General features: G+C 71.2%; 24 protein-coding genes. 8 read left to right on the forward strand and 16 right to left on the reverse strand.

Going from position 1 to position 22918, the window contains the following annotated elements:
• Positions 1-4: 4 nt before the first annotated feature.
• Genes GC203_RS08435 through GC203_RS08445 form a run of 3 tightly spaced genes read right to left on the reverse strand, consistent with a single transcriptional unit; the run spans position 5 to position 4084 of the window.
• Positions 5-1540, reverse strand: coding sequence for a DHA2 family efflux MFS transporter permease subunit (locus GC203_RS08435; protein WP_293453282.1), 1536 nt, complete (start codon positions 1538-1540; stop codon positions 5-7).
• Positions 1541-1542: 2 nt separating this feature from the next.
• Entirely contained in the window at positions 1543-2655 is a 1113-nt protein-coding gene (locus GC203_RS08440) for an HlyD family efflux transporter periplasmic adaptor subunit (protein WP_293453284.1), read from the reverse strand.
• 28 nt (positions 2656-2683) lie between these two features.
• Positions 2684-4084: an efflux transporter outer membrane subunit gene (locus tag GC203_RS08445; protein ID WP_293453286.1), complete on the reverse strand. Its 1401-nt coding sequence runs from the start codon at positions 4082-4084 to the stop codon at positions 2684-2686.
• A 134-nt stretch (positions 4085-4218) separates the two neighbouring features.
• On the opposite strand from GC203_RS08445, the gene GC203_RS08450 reads away from it, so the two are divergent.
• Positions 4219-4836, forward strand: a complete 618-nt coding sequence (locus GC203_RS08450; RefSeq protein ID WP_293453288.1) for a TetR/AcrR family transcriptional regulator — start codon at positions 4219-4221, stop codon at positions 4834-4836.
• Between the two features lie 26 nt (positions 4837-4862).
• On the opposite strand, the gene GC203_RS08455 is transcribed toward GC203_RS08450, so the two are convergent.
• From GC203_RS08455 to glmM, 3 genes are all read right to left on the reverse strand, one after another.
• Entirely contained in the window at positions 4863-5024 is a 162-nt protein-coding gene (locus GC203_RS08455; RefSeq protein WP_293453290.1) for a hypothetical protein, read from the reverse strand.
• A gap of 103 nt (positions 5025-5127) precedes the next feature.
• The gene (locus GC203_RS08460) at positions 5128-5988 is read right to left on the reverse strand and encodes a c-type cytochrome (protein WP_293453292.1); all 861 of its coding nucleotides are present in this window, start codon (positions 5986-5988) and stop codon (positions 5128-5130) included.
• Between the two features lie 157 nt (positions 5989-6145).
• Positions 6146-7498 (reverse strand): phosphoglucosamine mutase, encoded by a 1353-nt coding sequence (gene glmM, locus GC203_RS08465; RefSeq protein ID WP_293453294.1) that lies wholly within the window; start codon positions 7496-7498, stop codon positions 6146-6148.
• 133 nt (positions 7499-7631) lie between these two features.
• On the opposite strand from glmM, the gene glmS reads away from it, so the two are divergent.
• Positions 7632-9446 carry a glutamine--fructose-6-phosphate transaminase (isomerizing) gene (gene glmS, locus GC203_RS08470; protein WP_293453296.1) on the forward strand — a complete coding sequence of 605 codons (1815 nt, stop codon included), beginning with the start codon at positions 7632-7634 and terminating at the stop codon, positions 9444-9446.
• Positions 9447-9513: 67 nt separating this feature from the next.
• Here the strand turns inward: glmS and GC203_RS08475 are convergent, their stop codons facing one another.
• Complete coding sequence (locus GC203_RS08475) at positions 9514-9756, reverse strand: hypothetical protein (RefSeq protein WP_293453297.1); 243 nt, start codon at positions 9754-9756, stop codon at positions 9514-9516.
• A 158-nt stretch (positions 9757-9914) separates the two neighbouring features.
• Between GC203_RS08475 and GC203_RS08480 the strand changes: the two genes are divergently transcribed.
• Together GC203_RS08480 and GC203_RS08485 are read left to right on the forward strand one after the other, a co-directional pair.
• Positions 9915-10784: a UTP--glucose-1-phosphate uridylyltransferase gene (locus GC203_RS08480; protein ID WP_293453299.1), complete on the forward strand. Its 870-nt coding sequence runs from the start codon at positions 9915-9917 to the stop codon at positions 10782-10784.
• Between the two features lie 9 nt (positions 10785-10793).
• Positions 10794-11657 (forward strand): SDR family oxidoreductase, encoded by an 864-nt coding sequence (locus GC203_RS08485; RefSeq protein ID WP_293453301.1) that lies wholly within the window; start codon positions 10794-10796, stop codon positions 11655-11657.
• Between the two features lie 4 nt (positions 11658-11661).
• Here GC203_RS08485 and GC203_RS08490 read toward each other — a convergent pair whose 3' ends face one another.
• Positions 11662-12294 carry a trimeric intracellular cation channel family protein gene (locus GC203_RS08490; RefSeq protein WP_293453303.1) on the reverse strand — a complete coding sequence of 211 codons (633 nt, stop codon included), beginning with the start codon at positions 12292-12294 and terminating at the stop codon, positions 11662-11664.
• Between the two features lie 174 nt (positions 12295-12468).
• Between GC203_RS08490 and ftsY the strand changes: the two genes are divergently transcribed.
• Together ftsY and GC203_RS08500 are read left to right on the forward strand one after the other, a co-directional pair.
• Positions 12469-13413, forward strand: a complete 945-nt coding sequence (gene ftsY / locus GC203_RS08495) for a signal recognition particle-docking protein FtsY (protein WP_293453305.1) — start codon at positions 12469-12471, stop codon at positions 13411-13413.
• Entirely contained in the window at positions 13410-14003 is a 594-nt protein-coding gene (locus GC203_RS08500) for a septation protein IspZ (protein WP_293453307.1), read from the forward strand. The genes ftsY and GC203_RS08500 overlap by 4 nt, the downstream gene beginning before the upstream one ends.
• Before the next feature lie 3 nt (positions 14004-14006).
• Here the strand turns inward: GC203_RS08500 and GC203_RS08505 are convergent, their stop codons facing one another.
• The 8 genes from GC203_RS08505 to ccmA all read right to left on the reverse strand — a co-directional run bounded on the left by GC203_RS08505 (position 14007) and on the right by ccmA (position 19114).
• Positions 14007-14201 carry a hypothetical protein gene (locus GC203_RS08505; protein WP_293453309.1) on the reverse strand — a complete coding sequence of 65 codons (195 nt, stop codon included), beginning with the start codon at positions 14199-14201 and terminating at the stop codon, positions 14007-14009.
• Between the two features lie 98 nt (positions 14202-14299).
• The gene (locus tag GC203_RS08510) at positions 14300-14557 is read right to left on the reverse strand and encodes a hypothetical protein (protein ID WP_293453311.1); all 258 of its coding nucleotides are present in this window, start codon (positions 14555-14557) and stop codon (positions 14300-14302) included.
• Positions 14558-14632: 75 nt separating this feature from the next.
• Positions 14633-14767 carry a heme exporter protein CcmD gene (gene ccmD, locus GC203_RS08515; RefSeq protein WP_293453313.1) on the reverse strand — a complete coding sequence of 45 codons (135 nt, stop codon included), beginning with the start codon at positions 14765-14767 and terminating at the stop codon, positions 14633-14635.
• 3 nt (positions 14768-14770) lie between these two features.
• Positions 14771-15493 carry a heme ABC transporter permease CcmC gene (gene ccmC / locus GC203_RS08520; protein WP_293453315.1) on the reverse strand — a complete coding sequence of 241 codons (723 nt, stop codon included), beginning with the start codon at positions 15491-15493 and terminating at the stop codon, positions 14771-14773.
• The gene (locus GC203_RS08525; RefSeq protein WP_293453317.1) at positions 15490-17082 is read right to left on the reverse strand and encodes a GMC family oxidoreductase N-terminal domain-containing protein; all 1593 of its coding nucleotides are present in this window, start codon (positions 17080-17082) and stop codon (positions 15490-15492) included. The genes ccmC and GC203_RS08525 overlap by 4 nt, the downstream gene beginning before the upstream one ends.
• A 56-nt stretch (positions 17083-17138) precedes the next feature.
• Positions 17139-17759 carry a Spy/CpxP family protein refolding chaperone gene (locus GC203_RS08530; protein WP_293453319.1) on the reverse strand — a complete coding sequence of 207 codons (621 nt, stop codon included), beginning with the start codon at positions 17757-17759 and terminating at the stop codon, positions 17139-17141.
• A gap of 90 nt (positions 17760-17849) precedes the next feature.
• Positions 17850-18515 carry a heme exporter protein CcmB gene (ccmB, locus tag GC203_RS08535; RefSeq protein ID WP_293453321.1) on the reverse strand — a complete coding sequence of 222 codons (666 nt, stop codon included), beginning with the start codon at positions 18513-18515 and terminating at the stop codon, positions 17850-17852.
• Positions 18512-19114 carry a heme ABC exporter ATP-binding protein CcmA gene (ccmA, locus tag GC203_RS08540; protein ID WP_293453323.1) on the reverse strand — a complete coding sequence of 201 codons (603 nt, stop codon included), beginning with the start codon at positions 19112-19114 and terminating at the stop codon, positions 18512-18514. The genes ccmB and ccmA overlap by 4 nt, the downstream gene beginning before the upstream one ends.
• A 199-nt stretch (positions 19115-19313) precedes the next feature.
• Between ccmA and acnA the strand changes: the two genes are divergently transcribed.
• On the forward strand, positions 19314-22007 hold the full coding sequence (gene acnA, locus GC203_RS08545) for an aconitate hydratase AcnA (RefSeq protein ID WP_293453325.1): 2694 nt from the start codon (positions 19314-19316) through the stop codon (positions 22005-22007).
• 76 nt (positions 22008-22083) lie between these two features.
• Positions 22084-22779, forward strand: coding sequence for a thioredoxin family protein (locus GC203_RS08550; RefSeq protein ID WP_293453327.1), 696 nt, complete (start codon positions 22084-22086; stop codon positions 22777-22779).
• The last annotated feature ends 139 nt before the right edge of the window (positions 22780-22918 follow it).

Below are 22918 nucleotides of genomic sequence, written 5' to 3' on the forward strand. Positions count from 1 at the left end.
GGCTCTAGTGCCCGCCCCCCGGCGCGGCGACACGGATGGGCTTGGGCGCGATCCAGATGATGCTGGCGGCCACGGCGAAGACGCCGGCCGTGACCATGAACATGGCGTTGGTCGAGATCATCACCGCCTGGACCTGGACCATGCCCTCCAGCTGGCGCAGCGCCTGATCCGGCGACAGGCCGTGGGCGGTCAGACTGTCCAGCGTATGTTGGGCGTCGCCGAGCGCGCCGGCCATGACGCTGCGCTTGGCGCTGGCCGTATTGTCCCAGGCCGTGGTCATGATCGAGGTGGCGAAGGCGGCCGAGGTCGTGCGCAGGAAGTTCTGCAGGCCGGCGGCGGCGGCGGTCTCCTCGGGCAGCACCGCGCTCAGCGACAGGCTGGTCGTCGGGATGAAGAAGAAGGGCATGGCGAAGCCCAGCACGAACTGCGGCAGCGCGATGTCCCAGAAGGTCACGTCGGTGGTGAAGAAGGCCCGCCAGAAGGCGACGCCGGCCATCCAGAACACGCCGAAGGAGACCAGGGCGCGAATGTCGAACTTCCCAATCAGCCGGGCGACGATCGGCGACATGATCACCGCCAGCACGCCATTGAGACAGCCGGCGTAGCCCGCCCAGGTGGCGGTGTAGCCCATGGTCGTCTGCAGCCAGAGCGGGATCAGAACCACGCTGGCGAAGAACGCGCCGAAGGTGAGGCTGAGCACCGCCACGCCCACCACGAAGCCGCGGTGTCGGAACACCCGCAGGTTCACGATCGGATTGTCGGAGGTGAGCTCCCAGATCAGGAACGCCACGAAGCCGATCGCCGCGACGATGGCGAGGATGACGATCGTGGGCGACGAGAACCAGTCGAGCTCCTTGCCCTTGTCGAGCATGATCTGCATCGCGCCCACCCACACGACCAGCAGCATGAGCCCGACGTAGTCGACCGGGACGCGGCGGATGGCGGTGTCGTGGGCGATCAGCGTCCGGTAGGCGACCACGCCGACGACGGCGGCCACCGGGATGTTGATGTAGAAGATCCAGCTCCAGTGCATGTTGTCCGAGATCAGCCCGCCCAGGATCGGGCCGGCGATCGGCGCCACCACCGTGGTCATGCTCCACAGGCCGAGCGCCTGAGGTCCCTTGTCCTTCGGGAAGATGTGCAGCAGCAGGGTCTGCGACATGGGCATGATCGGCCCACCGCAGAGGCCCTGGGCCACGCGGAAGGCGACCAGCAGGCCGAAGCTGGGCGCGAGGCCGCACAGCATCGAGAAGAGGCCGAAGCCGGCCATCCCGAAGGCGAAGACCCGAACGGCGCCGAACCGCTGGGCCAGCCAGCCGGTGAGCGGCACGGTGATCGCCTCGGCCACGCTGTAGGAGGTGATCACCCAGGTGCCCTGGCTGGGCGAGACGGCCAGGGCGCCGGCGATGTGGGGCACCGAGACGTTGGCGATGGTGGTGTCGAGCACCACCATGAAGTTGGCCAGGCCGAGGAAGAGCGCCGCCGTGTAGAGCGTGACGCCCGTGAGCGGCGCGGGCGGAACGTGCGCCTGCGACGACACGGCTAGCCGCCCACGTCGATGTCGGCGGTCATCGAGAGGCCCACCCTCAGGGGGTGCTCGGCCAGTTCCTTCGGGTCGAGCGAGATGCGGACGGGCACGCGCTGGACCACCTTGATCCAGTTTCCGGTGGCGTTCTGGGCCGGGATCACCGCCTGGGACGCACCGGTGCCGCCCGCGAGGCCCACCACGCGGCCGTGGTACTTCACCTTCGAGCCATAGAGGTCGCTGGTCAGGGTCACCGGCTGGCCCACGCGCACCTTGCGCAGCTGCACTTCCTTGAAATTGGCGTCGACGTAGGCCGACTGGATCGGCACGACGGTCATCAGCCGGCCGCCCGGCTGGACGCGCTGGCCGATCTCGGCGCCGTTGCGGGTCACCACGCCGTCGACCGGCGCACGGATCACCGTGCGGGCGAGGTCGAGTTCGGCCTGGCGCAGCCGCGCGCGGGCGGCGGCCACCTCGGGATTGTCGGCCACATCGGCGCCCTCGATCAGCACGCTGGCCGCCTGCTGCTGTTCGCCGGCGGCCGTGGCGTTGGCGCGGGCCTGGGCCAGCGCCGAGCGGGCCGAGGCCAGGCTGGTCTCGGCGGCGGTCAGCTCGTCGGCGGAGACGGCGCCCGACGACGCCAGTCCGTTGCGCCGCGTGTATTCCACCTGGGCGCGGCGCAGCTCGGCCTCGGCGCGGGCGATGTCGGCCTTGCGCGCGGCCGCCTGGGCCGACAGCGCGCGGTCGTTGGCGAAGTACTGGCGCACGCGGCGTTCGGCCTGGTCGAGGTCGGCCCGGGCGCGCTCCACGGCCAGCCGGTAGTCGGCCGGGTCGATCACGGCCAGCACCTGGCCCCGCTTAACCGGCTGGGTCTCGAAGGCCGGGACCTGGACGAGCGGGCCGCTCACCAGGGCGTTGATCTCCGCCGTGCTGGCCTGGACGTAGGCGTCGTCGGTCTCCACATGGCGCGAGGCCACGAGCACCCAGTAGACGCCGTAGATCGCCCCGGCCGCGACGATCACCAGCGCCAGGATCAGGAACAGGCGGCGGCGGCGCGCGCCGTTCCGCTGCGGCGGGGCGGGCGGCGCCGAGGCGGTGGCTTCGGGCATCGGGCCCTGGTCTCTGGCCATGGTCTTGGAAACTCCTGAAGGCGGGTCGTCAGGCGCGGAAGCCGCCGCCGAGGGCGCGGACCATCTGGGCGTCGAGACTGAGCGCGCGGGCCTCGAGCTGGGCCACCAGCCGGCGCTGGGCGATCACCGCGTCCTCGGCGGTGAGCAGGGTGAGATAGGAGGTGAGCCCGCCTTCGTAGCGCAGGCGGGCGATGCGGTAGGCCTGTTCGCCCGCCGCGAGGCTCTCACGCGCCGCGGCCAGGCGCGCGGCCAGGGCGCGCTCGCCGGCCGCCGCGTCGGCCACATCCCGGAGGGCGCCGACCAGGGTCGCGTCGTAGGCGGCGACGGCGGCGTCGTAGTCGGCCCGCGCGCCGCGATAGGCGCCTTCGAGACGGCCCGCCGAGAAGATCGGCAGGCTGAGGGCGGCGCCGGCCTGGCCGATGTCGGACCCGGAGGCGGTGAGATTGTCGAGGCCCAGCGACTGAAGGCCGATGAAGGCCGTCAGGTTCACGTTCGGATAGAAGCCGGCCCGGGCGACGTCGATCCGCCGGGCCGCCGCCTCGGCGCGCAGGCGCGCGGCCTGCAGGTCGGGCCGGCGTCCGAGGAGATCGGCCGAGAGGTTCGCCGGCAGGCCGAAGCCGGTCTTCGACGCGGCGACGGGCGGCCCCAGCGCGAGGCCGCGGTCGGGCCCGGCGCCGGCGAGGGCGGCCAGCTGATTGCGGGCGACCGCGAGCTGTTCGTCGAGCGCGGCGAGGTCCTGGCGCGCCAGGGCGGCGGCGGCGCGGGCCTGGTCGGCCTCGCCGGTGTTGGCGGCGCCGCCCGCGACCCGGCGCTGGACCAGATCGGCCGACGCCTGGCGGTTGCGCAGGGCGGCCGCGGCCGCCTCGTGTTCGGCCTGGAGTCGGGCGAAGTCGGCGTAGGCCGAGGCGATGGCGGTGGTCAGGACGAGCCGGGCCTGGGCGGCGTCCATTCGCGCCGCCTCGCTCTCGGAGACGGCGGCGGCGAGCGCCGCGCGATTGCGGCCCCACAGGTCGAGGTCGTAGCTGAGGTCGAGGCTGGCGCGCCCGGTGTCGTTGTAGCCCTTGGGTACGAACTGGGCGGGGATGCCGTTGTTGTAGGACTGCTTGTTTTCGGCCGCCTGGGCGTTGGCGGACAGCGACGGCAGGGTGGCGCCGCGCGCCTGTTCGGCCCGCGCCCGGGCGGCGCGCAGCCGCGCGGCGGCCTCCGTCAGGGTGGGGGAGCCGGCCAGGGCCTCGTCCATCAGGGCGTCGAGCTGCGGGTCGCCGTAGGCGGCCCACCAGCGCTCGGCGGGCCAGTCGGCCGCCGGCGCCTTCAGGCTTTCGGTCGCAACGTACTGCGCCGCCGTCGCCGGCTGGGGGGCAGGGCTCAGCTTCGGGACGGCGGCGCATCCGGCCAGCGCAACGGCGCCGGCCGCGAGGGGGATGATCAAACGAGGCATATCCGCGCCTTGGGGGAGGAAGTTGCGGGCCGCGGCGATCCGCCCCTCTGGACTGACCGTACGGTACGGTCATATATTGGGAGCCAGACTGGACGGCGTCAAGGCGCCGGATAAAGGTGATTGCGATGTCGGCGGCGATGGCCCTTTCGCGGAGAGACGAACGGCGCGAGGCGATCCTCGACGTGGCGCGCGAATGCTTCCTGGCCGACGGCTACGGCGCGACCTCGATGTCGACTATCGCCGCCCGGCTCGGCGGGTCGAAGGGCACGCTCTACAACTACTTCCGCAGCAAGGAAGACCTGTTCGCCGCGATGATTCAGCGCCAGTGCGGCGAGGTGCAGGCCAGCCTGTTCGACGTCGGCGCGGCCGGCGGAGAGCCCAGGGCCCGCCTCACGCGCTTCGCGCGCAGCTTCCTGCAGGCGCTGATGGATCCCCAGGCGCTCGGCATTCACCGCCTGATCGTCGGCGAGGGCGACCGCTTCCCCGAATTGGGTCGGGTCTTCTTCGAGAGCGGTCCCCAGCCCGTGATGGACCGTGTGGGCGCCTATCTCGGCGAGTTGATGGACCAGGGCGTGCTGCGGCGAGCCGATCCCGCGATCGCCGCCCAGCAGTTCAAGGGGCTCGCGCTTTCGGGCGCCTACTGGCACGTGATGTGGGGCGTGATGGACGCACCCTCGCCAGCCGAGATCGAGGAACAGGCCGACCAGACGGTCGAGGCCTTCCTGCGCGCCTACGCGCCCTGAACGCGTCGCGCGGCGACTGAGACGGGCTAGAAGCCTAGGTTAGTCGTTCGCAGGAACGTTTCGGCGATCCAGACCACGCCGGCCCAGAAGCCCGCGCCGAGGAGCGCCACAAAGGCTAGGCAGGCCAGCGAACGGACGGGCCGTTCCGCCTGCCGCGCCACGCCAGTGAAGGCGAGGTCGCGTCGCATATAACCTCCCAAGTCTGTCTACTCTTATTCTGACGTCCGCCGGGTCGAGCCGGCTGAACATGATGAGGCTGACACAAACATTACGGTTTGGAAAGGTTGTTGCTCACCGGCCCGCGATCTTGTGATCGGCGCGCGCCTTGAGATAGGCCTGCAGCGCCGCCACGTCGGCGTCGGACATGTCCGAGAAGCGGTTGCGGGCGACGGCGGTCATCAGCCCCACCTCGCGCCCGCCGGCGGCGACGCCGGTGCGCATCAGGCGGCGGAAATCCTCGGGATCGTAGGCGGCCGCGATCGTGAGGTCGGGCGTCACCAGGGGTCCACCCGCGACGCCGCCAAGGCTTTGACCATGGCATTCGACGCAGGCGCGGGCGAGATCGCGGCCTTCGGAGGTGGCCGGGCCGAAGTCGGGCAGCTCGGGGTTCGCATGCGCCGCGATGACGGCCGGCTCCGACTTGAAGAGGCCAAGCAGGGCGCCGACCCGGGCCATGGGGCGGAGCTTGAAGCGCGGCTGGACCTCGCCGCCGGCCGGCGCGGCGCGGATAAGCGCGATCAGGTCGGCGGTCTCCTGGTCGGTCAGGTGCGAGAAGGCCGCCGAGGGCATGATCCAGAGCGGGCGGCCGTCGGCCCCGACGCCGTGACGGATGGCGCGTTCGAGATCGGCGTCCGAATGGCCCGCGGCGACCAGCGTCAGGTTGGGCGCATAGGCCACCACGACGCCCGGGATGTCGTCGAACAGCCGTCCCTGAAGGTTGGCGGCGTGGCAGTCGAAGCAGCCGTACCGGCGGGCGACGGCCCGGCCGCGATCCGCGTCGCCGGCCACGCCGGCGAGGGATCGGCCTTGAACATGGCCGGGCGGCGCGCGCAGGAGAACCTCGCTGGCGGCGAACCCGCCCAGGACGACCACGGCCGCCAGGCCGCCCACTCCAGCCGCCGCCCAGGCGGCCCACTTCCACAGTCGCGACATCGCGCACGCTCCCCTGGCGCGGTCCCTGACGGACCGGCGTTTTCGGAAGCGGCGGAATTAAGGACGCCGCCGGGGCGCCTCAATCAGCATGATTGCAGCGGCGCTCTGCGGAAATGGGGCACACCCATCCGGGCCGGCGGAGGATAGGCTGGCGCCGTCAGGCCGCCGCCTTCTTCACGGCGCCGGCGATCTCGCGAACCACCTGGTTGACGAGCGTTTCGTCGTCGCCTTCGGCCATGATGCGGATCAGGGGCTCGGTGCCCGAGGCGCGGACCACCAGCCGGCCCGAGCCGTTCAGGCGCTGCTCGGCGTCGGCCAGCACCGCCTTGACCTGGTCGCTCTCCAGCGGCTTCCCGCCCGAGAAGCGCACGTTCTCCAGCTTCTGCGGCACCGGCTCGAACTGGCGGGCGACGGCGCTCATGGGCTGGTCCGACTGCTTCAGGACGGCCAGCACCTGCAGCGCGGCCAGCAGGCCGTCGCCGGTGGTGGAGAAGTCGGACAGGATCACGTGGCCCGACTGCTCGCCGCCCAGGTTGAACCCGCCCTCGCGCATGCGCGCCATGACGTAGCGGTCGCCCACCTGGGTACGCTCCAGCCGGAGGTCGCGGGCGGCCAGGAACCGCTCCAGGCCCAGATTGGACATCACGGTGGCGACGACGCCGCCGCCGCGAAGCCGCTCGCGCCGCGACCAGTCGCCGGCGATGAGGGCCATGATCTGATCGCCGTCCACGATGTGGCCCTGTTCGTCGCAGATCAGGACGCGGTCGGCGTCGCCATCGAGCGCGATGCCGATGTCGGCGCGATAGTCGCGCACGGCTTTCTGCATGGTTTCGGGATGGGTCGAGCCGCAATCCTCGTTGACGTTGAAGCCGTTGGGCGAGACGCCGACCGGAATGACCTCGGCGCCCAGCTCGTGCAGCGCCATCGGAGCGACCTTGTAGGCCGCGCCGTTCGCGCAATCGATGACGATGCGCATGCCGGACAGGTTCATGCGCCGCGGGAAGGTGGCCTTGGCGATCTCGATATAGCGCGCCTGGCAGTCGTCGATGCGCTGGGCGCGACCGAGCTCGCGCGGCGAGGCGAGGTTCTGGTCCAGGCCCTCGCCCATCCGGGCCTCGATCTCCAGCTCCTGCTCGTCCGAGAGCTTGTAGCCGTCGGGGCCGAACAGCTTGATGCCGTTGTCCTCGAACCCGTTGTGCGAGGCCGAGATCATCACCCCCAGGTCGGCGCGCAGCGAGCGCGTCATCATGGCCACCCCCGGCGTCGGCAGGGGCCCGAAGATGCGCACATCCATGCCCACGCTGGTGAAGCCGGCGACCAGGGCGGGCTCGATCATGTAGCCCGACAGCCGCGTGTCCTTGCCGATGACCACCAGATGGCGGCGCTCGTCCTTCGACATGAACATCTTGCCGGCCGCCATGCCCACGCGCAGCGCCACCTCCGCCGTCATAGGATGGCGGTTGGCCTGCCCGCGGATGCCGTCGGTGCCGAAATAAGCGCGCTTGCTCATGCCGTTGTCGTCCAGAAACGTTCGGAAACTGAGATTTAGTCGACGGGAGCCCCGTCGATGCTAAAGCCGCCCTTCGTGGCGGAACCAAGGATTCGCCAGCGATTCGGCTTAGCACAAAGGAAGCCTGCGCCACATGTGCGGCATAATCGGCATCGTCGGGACCGTCTCCGTCCAGGAACGGCTGATCGAGAGCCTCAAGCGCCTGGAATACCGTGGCTATGACTCGGCCGGCGTGGCGGGCTTCACCAAGCAGGGCGTCGAGCGCCGCCGCGCGGCCGGCAAGCTCAAGAACCTGGAAGCCGTGCTGGCGAAGGATCCGCTCCGCGCCACCGTGGGCATCGGCCACACGCGCTGGGCCACGCACGGCCCGCCGACCGAGGGCAACGCCCACCCGCACCGCGCCGGCCGCGTCACCCTGGTGCACAACGGCATCATCGAGAACTTCGCCGAGCTGAAGGCCGCCCTGGCCGCCAGGGGCCGCACGTTCTCGACCGACACCGACACCGAGGTCGTCGCCCAGCTCCTCGACCAGGAGCTGGAGACCAAGCCGCCGCTCGAAGCCTTCAAGGCCACGCTCGACCAGCTCCGCGGCGCCTTCGCCCTGGTGGTGATGATCGACGGCGAGGAGGGCATGATCCTGGGCGCGCGCCGAGGCCCGCCGCTGGTGGTGGGCTATGGCGACGGCGAGATGTTCCTGGGCTCGGACGCCCTCGGCCTCGGCCCCTTCACCAACCGCATCGCCTATCTCGAAGACGGCGATTTCGTCGCCATCGACCACGCGACGGCGCGCATCTTCGACGACGCGGGCCACCCCGTGGAACGCGCGGTCCAGACCGTGGCCCAATCGGCGACGCTGATGGAGAAGGGCAACTACCGGCACTTCATGGAAAAGGAGATCCATGACCAGCCGGACGCCTGCCAGCATACGCTGTCGGCCTATATCGATCCGGTCTCGACGCGGTTCGCCCCGCCGTCCGGCCTCGACCTCTCGGCGTTCGACCGCATCCAGATCGTAGCCTGCGGCACCGCCAGCTACGCCGGGCAGATCGCCCGCTACGCCTTCGAGCGGCTCGCGGGCCTGCCCTGCGACGTCGAGGTGGCCTCGGAGTTCCGCTATCGCGAGCCGGCGGTGGGTCCGAAGACCCTGGCCGTGGCGGTCTCGCAGTCAGGCGAGACGGCCGATACGCTGGCGGCGCTGCGCTGGTGCAAGGCCCAGGGGCTGACGACCGCGGCCCTGGTGAACGTCCACGGCTCCACCATGGCCCGGGAGGCCGACCTGCTGCTGCCGACCCACGCCGGGCCGGAGATCGGCGTGGCCTCCACCAAGGCGTTCACCAGCCAGGTTGCGGCCCTGACCGCGCTGGCCGCCACCGCCGCGCGCCAGCGGGGCCGGATCGACGCGGCCGAGGAGGCGCGCGTCGCGCGGATGCTCCTGGAGGCGCCGCGCCTGATCGCCGAGGCCAACGCCGCCGAGGATCATATCCGCACCCTGGCGCCCGAGCTCGCGCGGGCTCGCGACGTGCTCTACCTGGGCCGGGGCGCCATGTTCCCGCTGGCCCTGGAAGGCGCGCTGAAACTCAAGGAAATCAGCTACATCCATGCCGAGGGCTATGCGGCGGGCGAACTGAAGCACGGGCCCATTGCGCTGATCGACGAGGCCACGCCGGTGATCGTCATCGCGCCGTCCGACGACCTGTTCGAGAAGACCATCTCCAACATGAGCGAGGTCGCCGCCCGCGGCGGGCCGATCGTGCTGATCACCGACGCCGAAGGCGCCCGCCACGCGCCGGAGGGCGCCCGAGTGATCGTCGGGCCGACCTGCGATCCGCTGGTCGCTCCGCTGGTCTACGCGCCCCCCATCCAGCTGCTCGCCTATTACGTGGCGGTGCAGAAGGGCGCCGACGTCGACCAGCCGCGGAACCTCGCCAAGTCGGTGACGGTCGAATAGGGGCGCGCCCAAACGAAAACGGCCGCCCCGATCGGGGCGGCCGTTCGTAACGTCGCTGATGTGCGACTTACTTCTTTTCGGGCTCGGAAGCCATCGCGCCGGCGTCGGCGGCGGGCGCGGCCGCATCGGCGGCCGGAGCAGCAGCGTCGGCGGCCGGAGCGGCGGCGTCAGCCGGCGGAGCAGCAGCGTCGGCAGCCGGGGCCTCAGCGGCCGGGGCTTCAGCCGGAGCGGCTTCTTCTTTCTTTTGGCAGGCAGCCAGGCTCAAAGCCAGGACGCCCGCGGCAGCGACGGTCAGAATGCGAAGCTTCATTTGAGTTGGCTCCCCTTGGGGTGAATCCCCCGACGAGCGCGACCCTACACAACTTCGTGCGATCTCAAAATCGTGATCGTGCGGCGGGACCGAAAAAATGTCGCGCGCCCCGAGCAGAACGCATTAGGGGAGACGGGGGCGGCGGGTCGGAGGCGTTGATGGGTAAGCGCGTGAGGAAGGCGGTCCTGCCGGTGGCGGGCCTTGGCACCCGGGTCCTGCCCGGCGCGAAGACGACGCCCAAGAACCTTCTCAACGTCGTGGACCGGCCGATCCTCAGCTATGTCGTCGAGGAGGCGCGCGCCGCCGGGATCGAGCACATCGTGTTCATCGTCGGGCGCGGCCAGTCGGCGATCGAGGACTATTTCGACGCCAGCCCCGAGATCGAGCAGGCGCTGGCCGCCAAGGGCAAAACCGACATCCTGGCCGACGTCCGCCGCGACCTGCCCGAGCCGGGGCAGATGAGCTTCGTACGCCAGATGGCGCCCCTGGGCCTGGGCCACGCGATCTGGTGCGCCCGCCACATCGTGGGCGACGAGCCTTTCGCCGTCATGCTGCCGGACATGCTGATGGCCGCCGACCCGCCGGCGCTCGCCCAGGCCGTGGCGGCCTACGAGCAGGTGGGCGGCAACGTCGTCGTCGTCGAGCCGGCCCCGGAGGGCGAGGCCCACAAATACGGGATCGTCGCGCTGGACGGCCGCGAAGGACGCCTCAATCGCATGACCGGCATGGTGGAGAAGCCGCCGCCGGGGACCGAGCCCTCGAACCTGTTCATCTCCGGCCGCTACATCCTGCAGCCCGAGATCTTCGAGATCCTCGAGACCCAGGAGCGCGGCGCGGGCGGCGAGATCCAGCTCACCGACGGCATGTTCAAGATGATGCAGACCCAGGCCTTCCACGCGCTGGAGTACGACGGGACCACCTACGACTGCGGCGACAAGATCGGCCTCCTGCGGGCCAACCTCGCCTTCGCCCTGGCGCGGCCCGACCTGGCCGACGCGACCCGCAAGGCGATCGCGGAGCTCCTGTAGGGGGCGCCGTTGCGGCTCCTGATCTTCGGCTACGGCTATTCCGGCAGGACCCTGGCCCGGCGCCTGGCCGCGGAGGGCTGGACCGTCGCGGCCACGCACCGGCGCGCCGACGGCGCCGCGGCCATCGCCGCGGACGGCTTTGAGCCCATCGGGGCGGACGACCGGCCCGCCCTGGCCGCCGCGCTGTCGCAGACCCGGGCCCTGCTGGTCACCGCCCCGCCTGGGGCCGACGGCTGCCCCGGGCTGAACGCCCTGGTCCCAGCCATGGCCCAGGCGCGGGCCTTCCCCGACTGGACGGGCTATCTTTCCACCACCGGCGTCTACGGCGACCGCCGCGGCGGATGGGTGAACGAACGCAGCCGGCTGGCGGCCCAGTCGGTCGAGGGCGCGCGGCGGGTGGGCGCCGAGCGCGATTGGCTGGACGTGGGCCGGGGCATGGGCCTGACGGTGGCGATCTTCCGGCTTCCAGGCATCTACGGCCCCGGCCGCTCGGCCTTCGACCGGCTGCGCGCCGGCCGCGCCCAGCGTATCGCCGCCCCCGGGCAGGTGTTCTCGCGCATCCACGTGGACGACCTCGCCGCCGGGCTCGCGGCCTCGCTCGCCCGTCCAAGGGCGGGTGGAATCTACAACCTCTGCGACGACGAGCCGGCCCCCAACTCGGACGTGATCGCCCATGCCGCGGGCCTGCTGGGCATGACGCCGCCGCCGGAAACGCCGCTGTCGGCGGCCAACCTCTCGCCCGCGGCGCTGCGCTTCTACGCCGAGAGCAAGCGCGTCTCGAACGCGCTGGCCAAGGCCGAGCTGGGCTGGCGGCCGGCCTTCCCCACCTACCGCGAGGGCCTGCGCGCGATCCTGGCGGCCGAGAGAGCCTGAGGCGCTAGGCCTCGGGCGGCGGGCCGCGGCCCGGAAAGCCCGGCGCCTGCCAGCCGAACACGATGGCCCCGGCGCGCAGGGCGAAGGCGACCACGAAGCCGGCGAGGCCGGACGCCAGCGCCGACAGCCCCAGCGCGTCGAGGCCCACGAACACCGCCGCGCCCAGCAGCGCCGGGGTGATGTAAAGCTCGCGCCGCAACAGCACCGAGGGCTCTCCGGCCAGCACGTCGCGGATCACGCCCCCGAAGGCGGCGGTGAGCACGCCCATCACCACCGCGGAGAAGGGCGGCACGCCCAGGGACGACGCCTTGAGCGCGCCGACGACCGCGTAGGCGGCCATGCCGATGGCGTCCAGCCAGAGCAGCAGGCGGTCGCGCGTGCGCCCCCAGCCGAAGATCCAGATCGCCAGCGCGGCGACGAGGCAGACGGCGACGTAGCCCGGACGTCCCACCCAGAAAACCGGCGCGCCGATCAGCAGGTCGCGCAGCGTGCCGCCGCCGACGCCGGTGACGGCGGCGAAGAAGCCGAAGGTGATGATGTCGTGCTTCTTGCGCGCGGCCCCCAGCGCCCCGGACGCCCCGAACACCGCCACCGCGGCGTAGTCGAGGCCCGTGAGCGTGGCGGCGAGCGCGTCCATCAAGGTCCTAGAGCCCGTCAGGGTGAAGTGGATGCCGGTTCACCCGCCCGGACGGGCTCTCATCCCTTGAAGATAGAGCCTTCTCGTCCGGATCAGGTGATTCCACCTGGTCCCGGAAGGCTCTAGTGCGGCCGGACGTGACGGCGCGCAAGCGAACAGCTAGAAGCCGGCTCGATGTCAGAACCCAAACGCGGCTGGTTCCAGCGCCTCAAAGAGGGGCTCACCAAATCCTCGAAGCAGATGGGAGACCAGATCTCCCAGGTCTTCGTGGCCAAGGAGCCGCTGGACCAGGCCAAGCTCGACGAGCTCGAGGAGATGCTGATCGAGGCCGATCTCGGCCCGCATTCGGCCGCCCGGATCACCGAACGCTTCGCCAGCGAGAAGTTCGGCAAGGACGTCGACGAGGCCGAGATCCGCGAGGCGCTCTCGACCGCCATCGGCGAGGAGCTTTCCGAGCGGCAGGGGGTGTTCGATCCGCTCTCCGGCCCCAGGCCCTACATCGTGCTGTTCATCGGCGTGAACGGCTCGGGCAAGACCACGACCCTCGGCAAGGTCGCCACCGACCTGAGGCGGCGGGGCGCCCGCGTGCTGGTGGTGGCCGGCGACACCTTCCGCGCCGCGGCCGTCGAGCAGCTGAAGGTGTGGGCCGACCGCGCCGGCGCCGACTTCATGGGCCGCCCGACGGGCTCCGACGCGGCAGGCCTGGCGTTCGACGCCGTGCAGCGGGCGAAGGACGAAGGCTACGACGTGGTGCTGATCGACACCGCCGGCCGGCTTCAGAACAAGCAGGGGCTGATGGACGAACTGCTCAAGATCATCCGCGTGGTGAAGAAGCTGGATCCCGAGGCGCCGCACGAGACGCTGCTGGTGCTCGACGCCACGGTGGGGCGCAATGCGCTGGCCCAGGAGAACATCTTCGGCAACCAGATCGGCGTCTCGGGCATCGTGATGACCAAGCTGGACGGCACCGCCCGCGGCGGCGTTCTGGTGCCGGTGGCCCAGGCCTCTGACTCGCCGATCAAGCTGGTGGGCGTGGGCGAAGGCGTCGACGACCTGCAGGCGTTCGACGCGCGCGCCTTCGCCCGCTCGCTCGTCGGACTCGAGGAGGCTTCAGCGTGAGCGAGAAGAAGCCGGGGTGGCTGCGGTACGCCATCGATTTCTCGGCGCCGCTGTCGCTGCTGCTCACCTACTTCCTGGGCGGGCGCGACTTCATGCTGGCGACCGGCGTCTCGATCGCCGTGGCGCTGGCGGCCCTGGTGGTCAGCCTGATCGTCGAGCGCCGGCTGGCCTGGATCCCGCTGATCATCATGGTGGTCGGCATCGTGTTCGGCGGGCTGACGCTGCTCTTCAAGGCCGACTGGATCCTGAAGATCCGCCCGACCATCATGAACTACACCCTGGCCGCCATCTTCTTCGGCGGCGTCCTCATGAAGAAGAACCCGATCAAGGCGGTGCTGGGCTGGGCGATCGACATTCCGGTCGAGGCCTGGCGGAAGCTGGAGATCCGCTACGCCTGGTGGTCGCTCGTCCTGGGGACGGCCAACCTGGGGGTCTGGCTGTTCCTGTCGGAAGGAACCTGGGTGACCTGGGACACCATCGGCATCCGCGTGCTCTCGGCGGGGTTCGGCATCGCCCAGATGCCCCTGCTGATGAAGTACATGAAGGCCGACGAAATCCCGCCGCCGCCGATGCCGCCGCCGACCGAATAGGACTCAGCGCTTGGGGAAGACGACGGCGCCGGGCCGCAGGTGGGGGCTGGCGAGCCGCCCATAGTCGGCCTCGGGAAGCCCGTTGACGATCAGGTCCAGGATTCGGGCCCCGTCGACCCCGCGCGGCGGCGCGTCGCCATAGAGGCTGCGCCAGAGCGCCGCGGCCTCCTCGTACAGCCGATCGTCCCGCCCGCTCATATGTTGGCCGCCCTGGATCACGACACAGAAACTGCGGACGGCGTAGAGTGTTCCCGGCTAATTTACCGTTAATATTCGCCTTTCAGGCGAGCCGGCGGCTAGACGCGGATGTCGATGAGCGAGCCCGGCCGCAGAATCTTGCGCGGCGCGTCGGCCGGCGCCGCGGTCTGGACCGTCGGCGTGGCGGGCGCGGCCTGGGCGGTTTCGACCGGCGCCGGGCTCGCGGCCGGGCCGGCCTTGCCGAGGGCGGCGAAGAACGCCCGCTGGGCGGCCAGCTTGCCGGCGTCACGGTCCTGAGGCGTCTGGACCTGGCCGGCCGGGACCTGGGGCGAAGCTGTCGGGCGGATCGGGGTCACGGGATCGGCGCAAACATGGTTAACGGGCCGCCCCAAACTGGCGGCTGGTCGTCAACGGCGGGTTAACGCCGCCGCCTACTTGCGGGACAGCTCCTCGTACCGCCGCCGCCAGCGCCGCGCATGGGCCAGGGCGGCGACGATCATGCCCGCGAACACCACGCCGGTGATCGCGAACGCCGGGACGATGAAGGCGGCGTACTTGCCCAGCACCCGTCAGGCCCCCATGGCGCGCAGGGCCGCGGCCTCAGCCCGGCGACGCCAGACCTCGCCGCGGATGCGCACCAGCCAAAGCGACCCGAAGGCGGAGAGGTAGGCGAGGTTCATGATCAGCAGGGGCCAGAGATAGACCGGCGCCAGGGCGCCCTTGGTGAACATCGAGCTGCCCTGGTGCAGGCTGTTCCACCACTCGACGCTGAAGTGGATGATCGGCAGGTTGACCACGCCCACCAGCGCCAGGATCGCGGCGGCCCGCGAGGCCTTGGCCTCGTCGTCCAGCGAGGCACGCAGCGCCAAGTAGGCGACGTAGAGCAGGAACAGCACCAGCACCGAGGTCAGCCGCGCGTCCCACACCCACCAGGCGCCCCACATCGGCCGGCCCCAGAGCGAGCCCGTGACGAGAGCCAGGAAGGTGAAGCCCGCCCCCAGGCTGGCGGCGGCCTGGGCCGCGCAGTCGGCCAGCACGTGCCGGAACACCAGGGCCAGGAAGCTGGCGATCGCCAGGCAGGCGTAGATGAACTCGCAGATGATCGCGGCGGGCACATGGATGAACATGATCCGCACCGTGGCGCCCTGCTGGTAGTCGTCGGGCGCCGTGAAGCCCATCCAGAGGCCGACGACGGCGAGCACCAGCGCGATCACGCCGAACATCGGCGCCGCCCAGCGCGAGAACGCCATGAACCGATCGGGGTTGGAGAGGAAGGCGGGCGCCCAGTTCATGGCTTCCGCATAGGGCCCGCGTCGCCGCCCGGCAAGGCGCCGCGGCCGGCCATGAGCCGCTCGGCCATCACCTCGGCTATCATCACCGTGGTCAGGTGGGTGTTGGCGCGCACGACGCTGGGCATCACCGAGGCGTCGACGACCCGCAGGCCGTCCAGGCCGAGCACCCGGCAATCCGGGTCGACCACCGTGGTCGCCGCGCCCGGGTCGCCCATGGCGCAGGTGCTGGTCGCGTGCTGGACGTCGCCGCTGTAGGCCAGCAGGAAGGCGTCCAGCTCGGCGTCGCCGACGCCGTCGGACAGCTTCCACGTGGGGCGGCCGATCGCCGCGACGGCGGGGTGGCGCCGCATCGCCAGCAGCCGCCGCGCGCCGTCGCGCATGCGGGCCAGGTCGGAGGGATCGTCCAGCATGTTCTCCTCGACCACCGGATGCTCGAACGGGTCGGCCGAGGACAGCCGCACCGCGCCCCGCGACAGGCATTCGTTCACCCACACCCCGATCAGCCCGAACACCCGCCCGTCGCCGGCCAGATGCGCCCCGGCGCTGTCGCCGAACCGGTTCATGGACACGATCATCATGTCGCCGGGACCGGCGCCCGCGAGGCCCGAGCTGTAGCGGATGCAAGCGTTGGTGTGCCGAAAGCCCGGCGGCGACAGCGCCGCGGGCGTGAGTTCGATCGGCATGAACATCGCCGGATGGTCCTGGAAGCCCTCGCCCACGGGCAGGTCGGCGCGCACGGCGACGCCCATCTCGGCCAGGTGCGCGGCCGGGCCGACGCCCGAGCGCATGAGGATCGCCGGCGAATGCACCGCGCCGGCCGAGAGGATCACCTCGGCGCCCCGGACCTCGCGCCAGGCGCCCTCCTGCCTGACGCGCACGCCGACGGCCCGCGAGCCTTCGAACAGCACCTTGTCCACATGGGCGCCGCCCAGGATCGCCAGGTTGTTGCGGCCGCGCGCGGGTTCCAGATAGCCGTCGTTGGTGCTGACCCGCACGCTGTCGCGGTTGTTGATGGCGTAGGGCGAGACGCCCAGCGCGCCCGGGGCGTTGTGGTCGGCCGCCCAGGCGTAGCCGGCGTCCAGCGCCGCCTCGGCCAGCGTCTGGTCCACCGGGCCCCAGGCGCTGACCGGCGCCCGGTAGATCGGGATCGGCCCGTCGGCGCCGTGATAGGGCGCATCGCCGTACTTCAGGTCGGTCTCCAGTCGGCGGAAGGCCGGCAGGACCTCGGCGAACGACCAGCCCGTACAGCCCGCCGCCGCCCAGCCGTCGTAGTCCTCGGGCACGCCGCGGATGGCGATCTGGCCGTTAATCGCCGAACTCCCCCCGACGCCACGGCCGCGCCAGTAGGTGCGCGGCGCCTGCACGTAGGTGCGCCTGGCCATCAGAGTGTCCCACCGGTAGTCGGCTAAGGCCGGGTCGACGATGGCGGTGTTGGGGTTGGGGCTCCGGATCGCCTCGGGCGTGTCGGCGGTGCGGTAGTCGGGCCCGGCCTCGATCAAGGCGACCTGCACGCCGGGATCGGCCGACAGGCGCGCGGCCAGAACCGCGCCGGCCGAGCCGGCGCCCACGATCACATAGTCGTACGACATGGCCCCTCCTGGCGCGCACTCTAGCGACCACGCGGGGAGACGCCTACGGGTCCCGCTCAGCCATGCGGCGGAGGCGGAGGCTCGGGCGGATCGGGCGGCGCCGGAAGCTGGTGGGAGATCCGCATCGGATGCGGGATCATCATCGGCCCCACGGACGGCCCCACCATCATCAGCATCGGCAGGGCGTCGAAAGCCTTCTGCTGCTTGGCGTCGAGCTGGCCGTAGAACGACCGGATCGCCGCGATCCGGCGCGAGACCTCGGCCTGCTGTTCGGTCATCCGGGCCTGCATGGCGTCGAGCCGTTCCAGGGTGGACTTCTGGCTGTCGCGGTCGAAACGGACGAAGCGATCGCCGTCCGGCCCCGCGTCCCGCCGGGTGGCCTCAAGGAACGCCTTCAGCGCCGGCTGCTGGTCGGCCCGCAGCTGCAAGAGATCGGCGAGGCGCGCGGCCCGATCCTCCGCGCCGGCCGCCGCGTGGTCGTCGTCGCGCCAGACCCGCACTTCCCGGCGAACCTCGCGGGCGGCGTCGCGGGCGGCGCTCTCGGCGGCCCGGGCGTCCTGCGCGGCCTGGCGCTCGGCCTCCTGCGGCGTTCCGGCGAGGCTGGGCGTGACGCCGGCCAGGAGGATCGCAGCCCCACCAAGGAGCCAGGGCGTCGGGTTGGTGAGGAACTTCATCATCGCGGTCGTCTCCGGGGTTCCCGTCGACGGTCAGGCTGGCCCCCCGCGTGAGGCGGAAAAGCGGCGGCCCGGATTAAGCTTTCGTCATGCTCAAGACAGCGCGTTGCGGCAGGCCGCGGCCATGGCCAGCGGTCCCAGGGCGACGGCCGCCGCGGCATAGGCCGCCAGCAGCAGGAAGCCCCCCGTCCAGGGCAGGCCAGCCGCGAAGGAATCCAGCGCGCCGCCGCCGAAGATCACCGGCGGGACGAACAGCGGCAGCACGATCACCGCCGTCAGCACGCCGCCGCGGCGCGCGCCCAGGCTGAGCGCCGCGCCGATCCCGCCCATGAAGGCGAACGCGATCCCGCCCAGGAGCGCCGAGGCCAGCACCAGCGGCGCGAGAGCCGGCGGCGCGCCCAGCGCGATGGCGGCGACCGGCGCGGCTAAGGCCAGCGGAGCCCCGGTCGCCAGCCACTGGCCGGCGCACTTCACCAGGCAGGTGAGTTCGAGCGGCGTCCGCGACAGGACCAGGAGGTCGAGCGCGCCGTCCTCGTAGTCGCGCTCGAACAGCCGCTCCAGCGACAGCAGCGAGGCCAGCGCCAGCGCCACCCAGGCGGCGCCGAGCGCGATCGCCGCCAGCCGCTCCGGCTCGGGTCCGATGCCCAGCGGCAGCAGGGTGGCCACGCCGGCGTAGAACCCCAGCGCCACCAGCGGTCCGCCGCCCCGGCCCCAGGCCAGCGCCGTCTCGCGCGCGATCAGGACGGCGAGGCGGTTCATCCGGCCAGCTCCAGGCTCGCGCAGGGAATCGGCAGGGGATCGTGGACCGCCGCCACGATCAGGCCGCCGTCATCGAGATGGCGGCGCATCAGCCCGCCGAAGGCCTCGCGCCAGCGCGCGTCGAGCGGGCTGAGCGGTTCGTCCAGCAGCCACAGCGGCCGGGGCGCGGCGATCAGCCGGGCCATGGCCAGGCGCCGGCGCTGGCCCGCCGAAAGCCGGCGGACCTCCAGGTCGAGCAGCGGGACGAGCGAGAGCGCCTCGGCGGCGTCGCGGGCCGAGGCCTCGGTCCCGCCGAACCAGCGGGTCCAGAAGGCGAGCTCCTCCCGCGCCGTGCGCGCCGGCTTGAGCCCGTCGGCGTGCCCCACCAGATGCAGCCCGCCGCCCCTCGCCTCGACCGGATCGGTCACGCCGAAGCCGATCTCGCCGGCCTCCAGCCGCACCAGTCCGGCCACCGCGCGCAGCAGGCTGGTCTTGCCCGACCCGTTGGGACCGGTGAGCGCGCAGGCCTGGCCCGCTTCCAACGCCAGCGACACGCCGTCGAACAGGAGCCGGCCCCCGCGCCGAATCGCCAGGTCTTTGAACGTCAGCGTCGTAATCAAGCGCCGGACCCCGCTTTCGGCGAACGGCGCTGCGCAGCGCATGGACGGCGCTCACGGCCGGAGCTATGAACGCGGCGGCCGCCGCAGCCGGGGGGCCCGAACGCCGCGCGGGGACGTACGCTGTGTGTCCGTCTCTGAGATAGCGCGCGATCCCTCGGTATGTCGCTGGCGGCCGGGAACAGAGAAAGGATCTCCTTCTATGGCGTCCGTGGACACCCTCAAGACCCGCCGCATGCTTACGGTGGGCGACAAGACCTACGCTTACTACAGCCTCCCGGCGGCGGAGGAAGCCGGACTTTCCGGCGTCTCGCGTCTTCCGATCTCGATGAAGGTGCTGCTGGAGAACCTCCTGCGCAACGAGGACGGCGACACGGTGCAGGTCGACGACCTCAAGGCCGTAGCCGCCTGGGCCGACAATCGTGGCTCGGTCGAGCACGAGATCAGCTTCCGCCCGGCCCGCGTGCTGATGCAGGACTTCACCGGCGTGCCGGCCGTGGTCGACCTGGCGGCGATGCGCGACGCCATGACCGCCCTGGGCGGCGACCCGGACAAGATCAACCCGCTGAACCCGGTGGACCTGGTCATCGACCACTCGGTGATGGTGGACCACTTCGGCAACGCCAAGGCCTTCGCCGACAACGTCGCGCGCGAATACCAGCGCAACATCGAGCGCTACAATTTCCTGCGCTGGGGCTCGTCGGCCTTCAACAACTTCCGCGTCGTGCCGCCCGGCACCGGCATCTGCCACCAGGTGAACCTCGAGTACCTGGCCCAGACCGTCTGGACCAACGCCGACGAGGGCCAGGAGGTGGCCTATCCCGACACCGTGGTGGGCACTGATTCGCACACCACCATGATCAACGGCCTGGCCGTGCTGGGCTGGGGCGTCGGCGGCATCGAGGCCGAGGCGGCCATGCTGGGCCAGCCGATCCCGATGCTGATCCCCGAGGTCATCGGCTTCAAGCTGGAGGGCAAGCTGCCCGAGGGCGCGACGGCCACCGACCTGGTGCTGACCGTCACCCAGATGCTCCGCAAGAAGGGCGTGGTCGGCAAGTTCGTCGAGTTCCACGGCTCGGGCCTGGCCAACATGACGCTGGAAGACCAGGCGACCATCGCCAACATGGCCCCGGAATACGGCGCCACCTGCGGCTTCTTCCCGGTCACCCAGGCCACCATCGACTACCTCGCCGCCACCAACCGCACGCCGGAACGCGTGGCGCTGGTCGAGGCCTACGCCAAGGCCCAGGGCCTGTGGCGCGAGCCGACCGATCCGGATCCGGTGTTCACCGACACCCTCGAGCTGGACATGTCGACCGTCGTTCCCTCGCTGGCCGGCCCCAAGCGTCCCCAGGACCGCGTCGAGCTCACCGGCGCGGCCGCCGAGTTCAAGGCCGCCCTGGAAGGCGACACCTTCGCCAAGCCGGGAACGCTGGGCGACCGGTTCAAGGTCGAGGGCGAGAACTTCGACATCGGCAACGGCGACGTGGTGATCGCGGCGATCACCTCGTGCACCAACACCTCGAACCCGGGCGTCCTGATCGCCGCCGGCCTGGTGGCCAAGAAGGCCATCGAGAAGGGCCTGCGCGTGAAGCCGTGGGTGAAGACCTCGCTGGCGCCCGGATCGCAGGTGGTCACCGACTATCTGAAGGCCGCGAAGCTGGACAAGAGCCTGGACGCCCTGGGCTTCAACCTCGTGGGCTATGGCTGCACCACCTGCATCGGCAACTCGGGCCCGCTCCCCGAGCCGATCTCGGAGGCGATCCAGAAGAACGACGTGGTCGCCTGCTCGGTGCTGTCGGGCAACCGCAACTTCGAAGGCCGGGTGAACCCCGACGTGCGCGCCAACTACCTGGCCAGCCCGCCGCTGGTGGTGGCCTACGCCCTGGCCGGATCGATGCAGATCGACATCACCACCGAGCCGCTGGGCGAGGGCAAGGACGGCAAGCCGGTCTACCTGAAGGACATCTGGCCCTCGAACGAGGAAGTCGTCGCGCTGCAGCGCAAGCATGTGACCAGCAAGATGTTCGCCAGCCGCTACGGCGACGTCTTCAAGGGCGACAAGAACTGGCAGGCCATCAAGGTGAAGGGCGGCCAGACGTACGACTGGGACATGGGCTCGACCTACGTCCAGAACCCGCCCTACTTCCAGGGGCTGGAGATGGAGCCCAAGCCGGTCACCGACATCGTCGAGGCCCGCATCCTCGGCGTCTTCGGCGACTCGATCACCACCGACCACATCTCGCCGGCCGGCTCGTTCCGGGCCAACACCCCCGCCGGCAAGTACCTGGTCGACCGCCAGGTGCCGCCGTCCGAGTTCAACGGCTACGGCGCCCGCCGCGGCAACCACGAAGTGATGATGCGCGGCACCTTCGCCAACATCCGCATCCGCAACCGCATCACGCCCGACGTCGAGGGCGGCGTGACCAAGCACTTCCCGTCGGGCGACCAGATGTCGATCTACGACGCGGCCATGCGCTACCAGGGCGAGGGCCGGCCGCTGGTGGTGTTCGCGGGCAAGGAGTACGGCACCGGCTCGTCGCGCGACTGGGCTGCCAAGGGCACCAAGCTGCTCGGCGTCCGCGCCGTGGTGGCCGAGAGCTTCGAGCGGATCCACCGCTCGAACCTGGTCGGCATGGGCGTGCTGCCGCTGCAGTTCACGCAGGACGGCTGGCACAAGCTGGGCCTGACGGGCGAGGAGATCGTCACGATCCGCGGCCTGACCGACCTGGCCCCGCGCAAGCAGCTGATCGTGGAGATGTACCGCCCCAGCGACGGTCGCATCGCCCGCTTCCCGGTGCGCTGCCGCATCGATACGCCGATGGAGCTCGAGTACTTCAAGAACGGCGGCGTGCTGAACTACGTGCTGCGCAACTTGGCCAAGCCGGCGGCGTAAGCCGCCCATCCGGACAGGCGCGAGAAACCTGCGGGCGCGGCGTAACCTACGCCGCGCCCGTTGCGTACTAGGGATCATGACCCAGCGCCTCCTCCTCCCCGCCCTCGCCGCCGCGCTCGCCGCGTCCGGCGCCCAGGCCCAGCCGGCCGCGCCCCAGCAACCGGTCGTCCTCGAGCTCTTCACCAGCCAAGGGTGCTCGTCGTGCCCGCCGGCCGACGTCGCCGTGGCCCGGGCCGCGGACCGGCCCGACGTGATCGCGCTCAGCTTCAACGTCACCTACTGGGACCACCTGGGCTGGAAGGACACCTTCGCCCGGCCGGAATTCACCGCCCGCCAGGTCGCCTACGCCCGCGCCCTGGGCGACGGCGCGCCCTACACGCCCGAGGTGGTGGCCGGCGGCCGCACCGCCGGCGTCGGCAACAGCCCCGCCCGGGTCGCCGATCTGATCGCGAAGGGCCGCGCGGCGCCCGCGACGACCATCGCGGCCGAAGGCGGCCGCATCACCGTGGCGGCCGGCGTCGCCCCCCGGCGCGGCGCCGACGTCTGGCTGGTCCGATACGACCCGCGGGTGCTGCAGGTGCCGGTCAAGGCCGGCGAGAACAACGGCAAGACCCTGCCCCAGCGCAACGTGGTCCGGCGGCTGGTCCGGCTGGGCGCCTGGGACGGCGGGGCCGCCAGCTTCGGAACCCCTGCCGCCGAGCCCGGCCTGAAGTCCGTCGTGCTGGTGCAGACGCGCGGCGGCGGGCCGATCCTCGCAGCGGCGGGCCTCTAGGGCCCGGCAAGGTGAGGCGGACGCCGGTTCACCCGCCCGGACGGGCTCTCGTACCTTGAAGATGGAGCCCTCTCGTCCGGATCAGGTGCAATCACCTGATCCGGGAAGGCTCTAGCTCACGCCTTGTTGAGATTTACAG

Origin of the sequence: Phenylobacterium sp., from assembly GCF_016124325.1 — a bacterium.
In the GTDB taxonomy this organism is placed as follows: domain Bacteria; phylum Pseudomonadota; class Alphaproteobacteria; order Caulobacterales; family Caulobacteraceae; genus Phenylobacterium.

Coding starts and splice junctions, on each gene's coding strand:
- GC203_RS08440 (WP_293453284.1), bottom strand. CDS start 2,655: ATGGCCAGAGACCAGGGCCCGATGCCCGAAGCCACCGCCTCGGCGCCG.
- GC203_RS08450 (WP_293453288.1), top strand. CDS start 4,219: ATGTCGGCGGCGATGGCCCTTTCGCGGAGAGACGAACGGCGCGAGGCG.
- GC203_RS08455 (WP_293453290.1), bottom strand. CDS start 5,024: ATGCGACGCGACCTCGCCTTCACTGGCGTGGCGCGGCAGGCGGAACGG.
- GC203_RS08460 (WP_293453292.1), bottom strand. CDS start 5,988: ATGTCGCGACTGTGGAAGTGGGCCGCCTGGGCGGCGGCTGGAGTGGGC.
- glmM (WP_293453294.1), bottom strand. CDS start 7,498: ATGAGCAAGCGCGCTTATTTCGGCACCGACGGCATCCGCGGGCAGGCC.
- glmS (WP_293453296.1), top strand. CDS start 7,632: ATGTGCGGCATAATCGGCATCGTCGGGACCGTCTCCGTCCAGGAACGG.
- GC203_RS08475 (WP_293453297.1), bottom strand. CDS start 9,756: ATGAAGCTTCGCATTCTGACCGTCGCTGCCGCGGGCGTCCTGGCTTTG.
- GC203_RS08480 (WP_293453299.1), top strand. CDS start 9,915: ATGGGTAAGCGCGTGAGGAAGGCGGTCCTGCCGGTGGCGGGCCTTGGC.
- GC203_RS08490 (WP_293453303.1), bottom strand. CDS start 12,294: ATGGACGCGCTCGCCGCCACGCTCACGGGCCTCGACTACGCCGCGGTG.
- ftsY (WP_293453305.1), top strand. CDS start 12,469: ATGTCAGAACCCAAACGCGGCTGGTTCCAGCGCCTCAAAGAGGGGCTC.
- GC203_RS08505 (WP_293453309.1), bottom strand. CDS start 14,201: ATGAGCGGGCGGGACGATCGGCTGTACGAGGAGGCCGCGGCGCTCTGG.
- ccmC (WP_293453315.1), bottom strand. CDS start 15,493: ATGAACTGGGCGCCCGCCTTCCTCTCCAACCCCGATCGGTTCATGGCG.
- GC203_RS08525 (WP_293453317.1), bottom strand. CDS start 17,082: ATGTCGTACGACTATGTGATCGTGGGCGCCGGCTCGGCCGGCGCGGTT.
- GC203_RS08530 (WP_293453319.1), bottom strand. CDS start 17,759: ATGATGAAGTTCCTCACCAACCCGACGCCCTGGCTCCTTGGTGGGGCT.
- ccmB (WP_293453321.1), bottom strand. CDS start 18,515: ATGAACCGCCTCGCCGTCCTGATCGCGCGCGAGACGGCGCTGGCCTGG.
- acnA (WP_293453325.1), top strand. CDS start 19,314: ATGGCGTCCGTGGACACCCTCAAGACCCGCCGCATGCTTACGGTGGGC.
- GC203_RS08550 (WP_293453327.1), top strand. CDS start 22,084: ATGACCCAGCGCCTCCTCCTCCCCGCCCTCGCCGCCGCGCTCGCCGCG.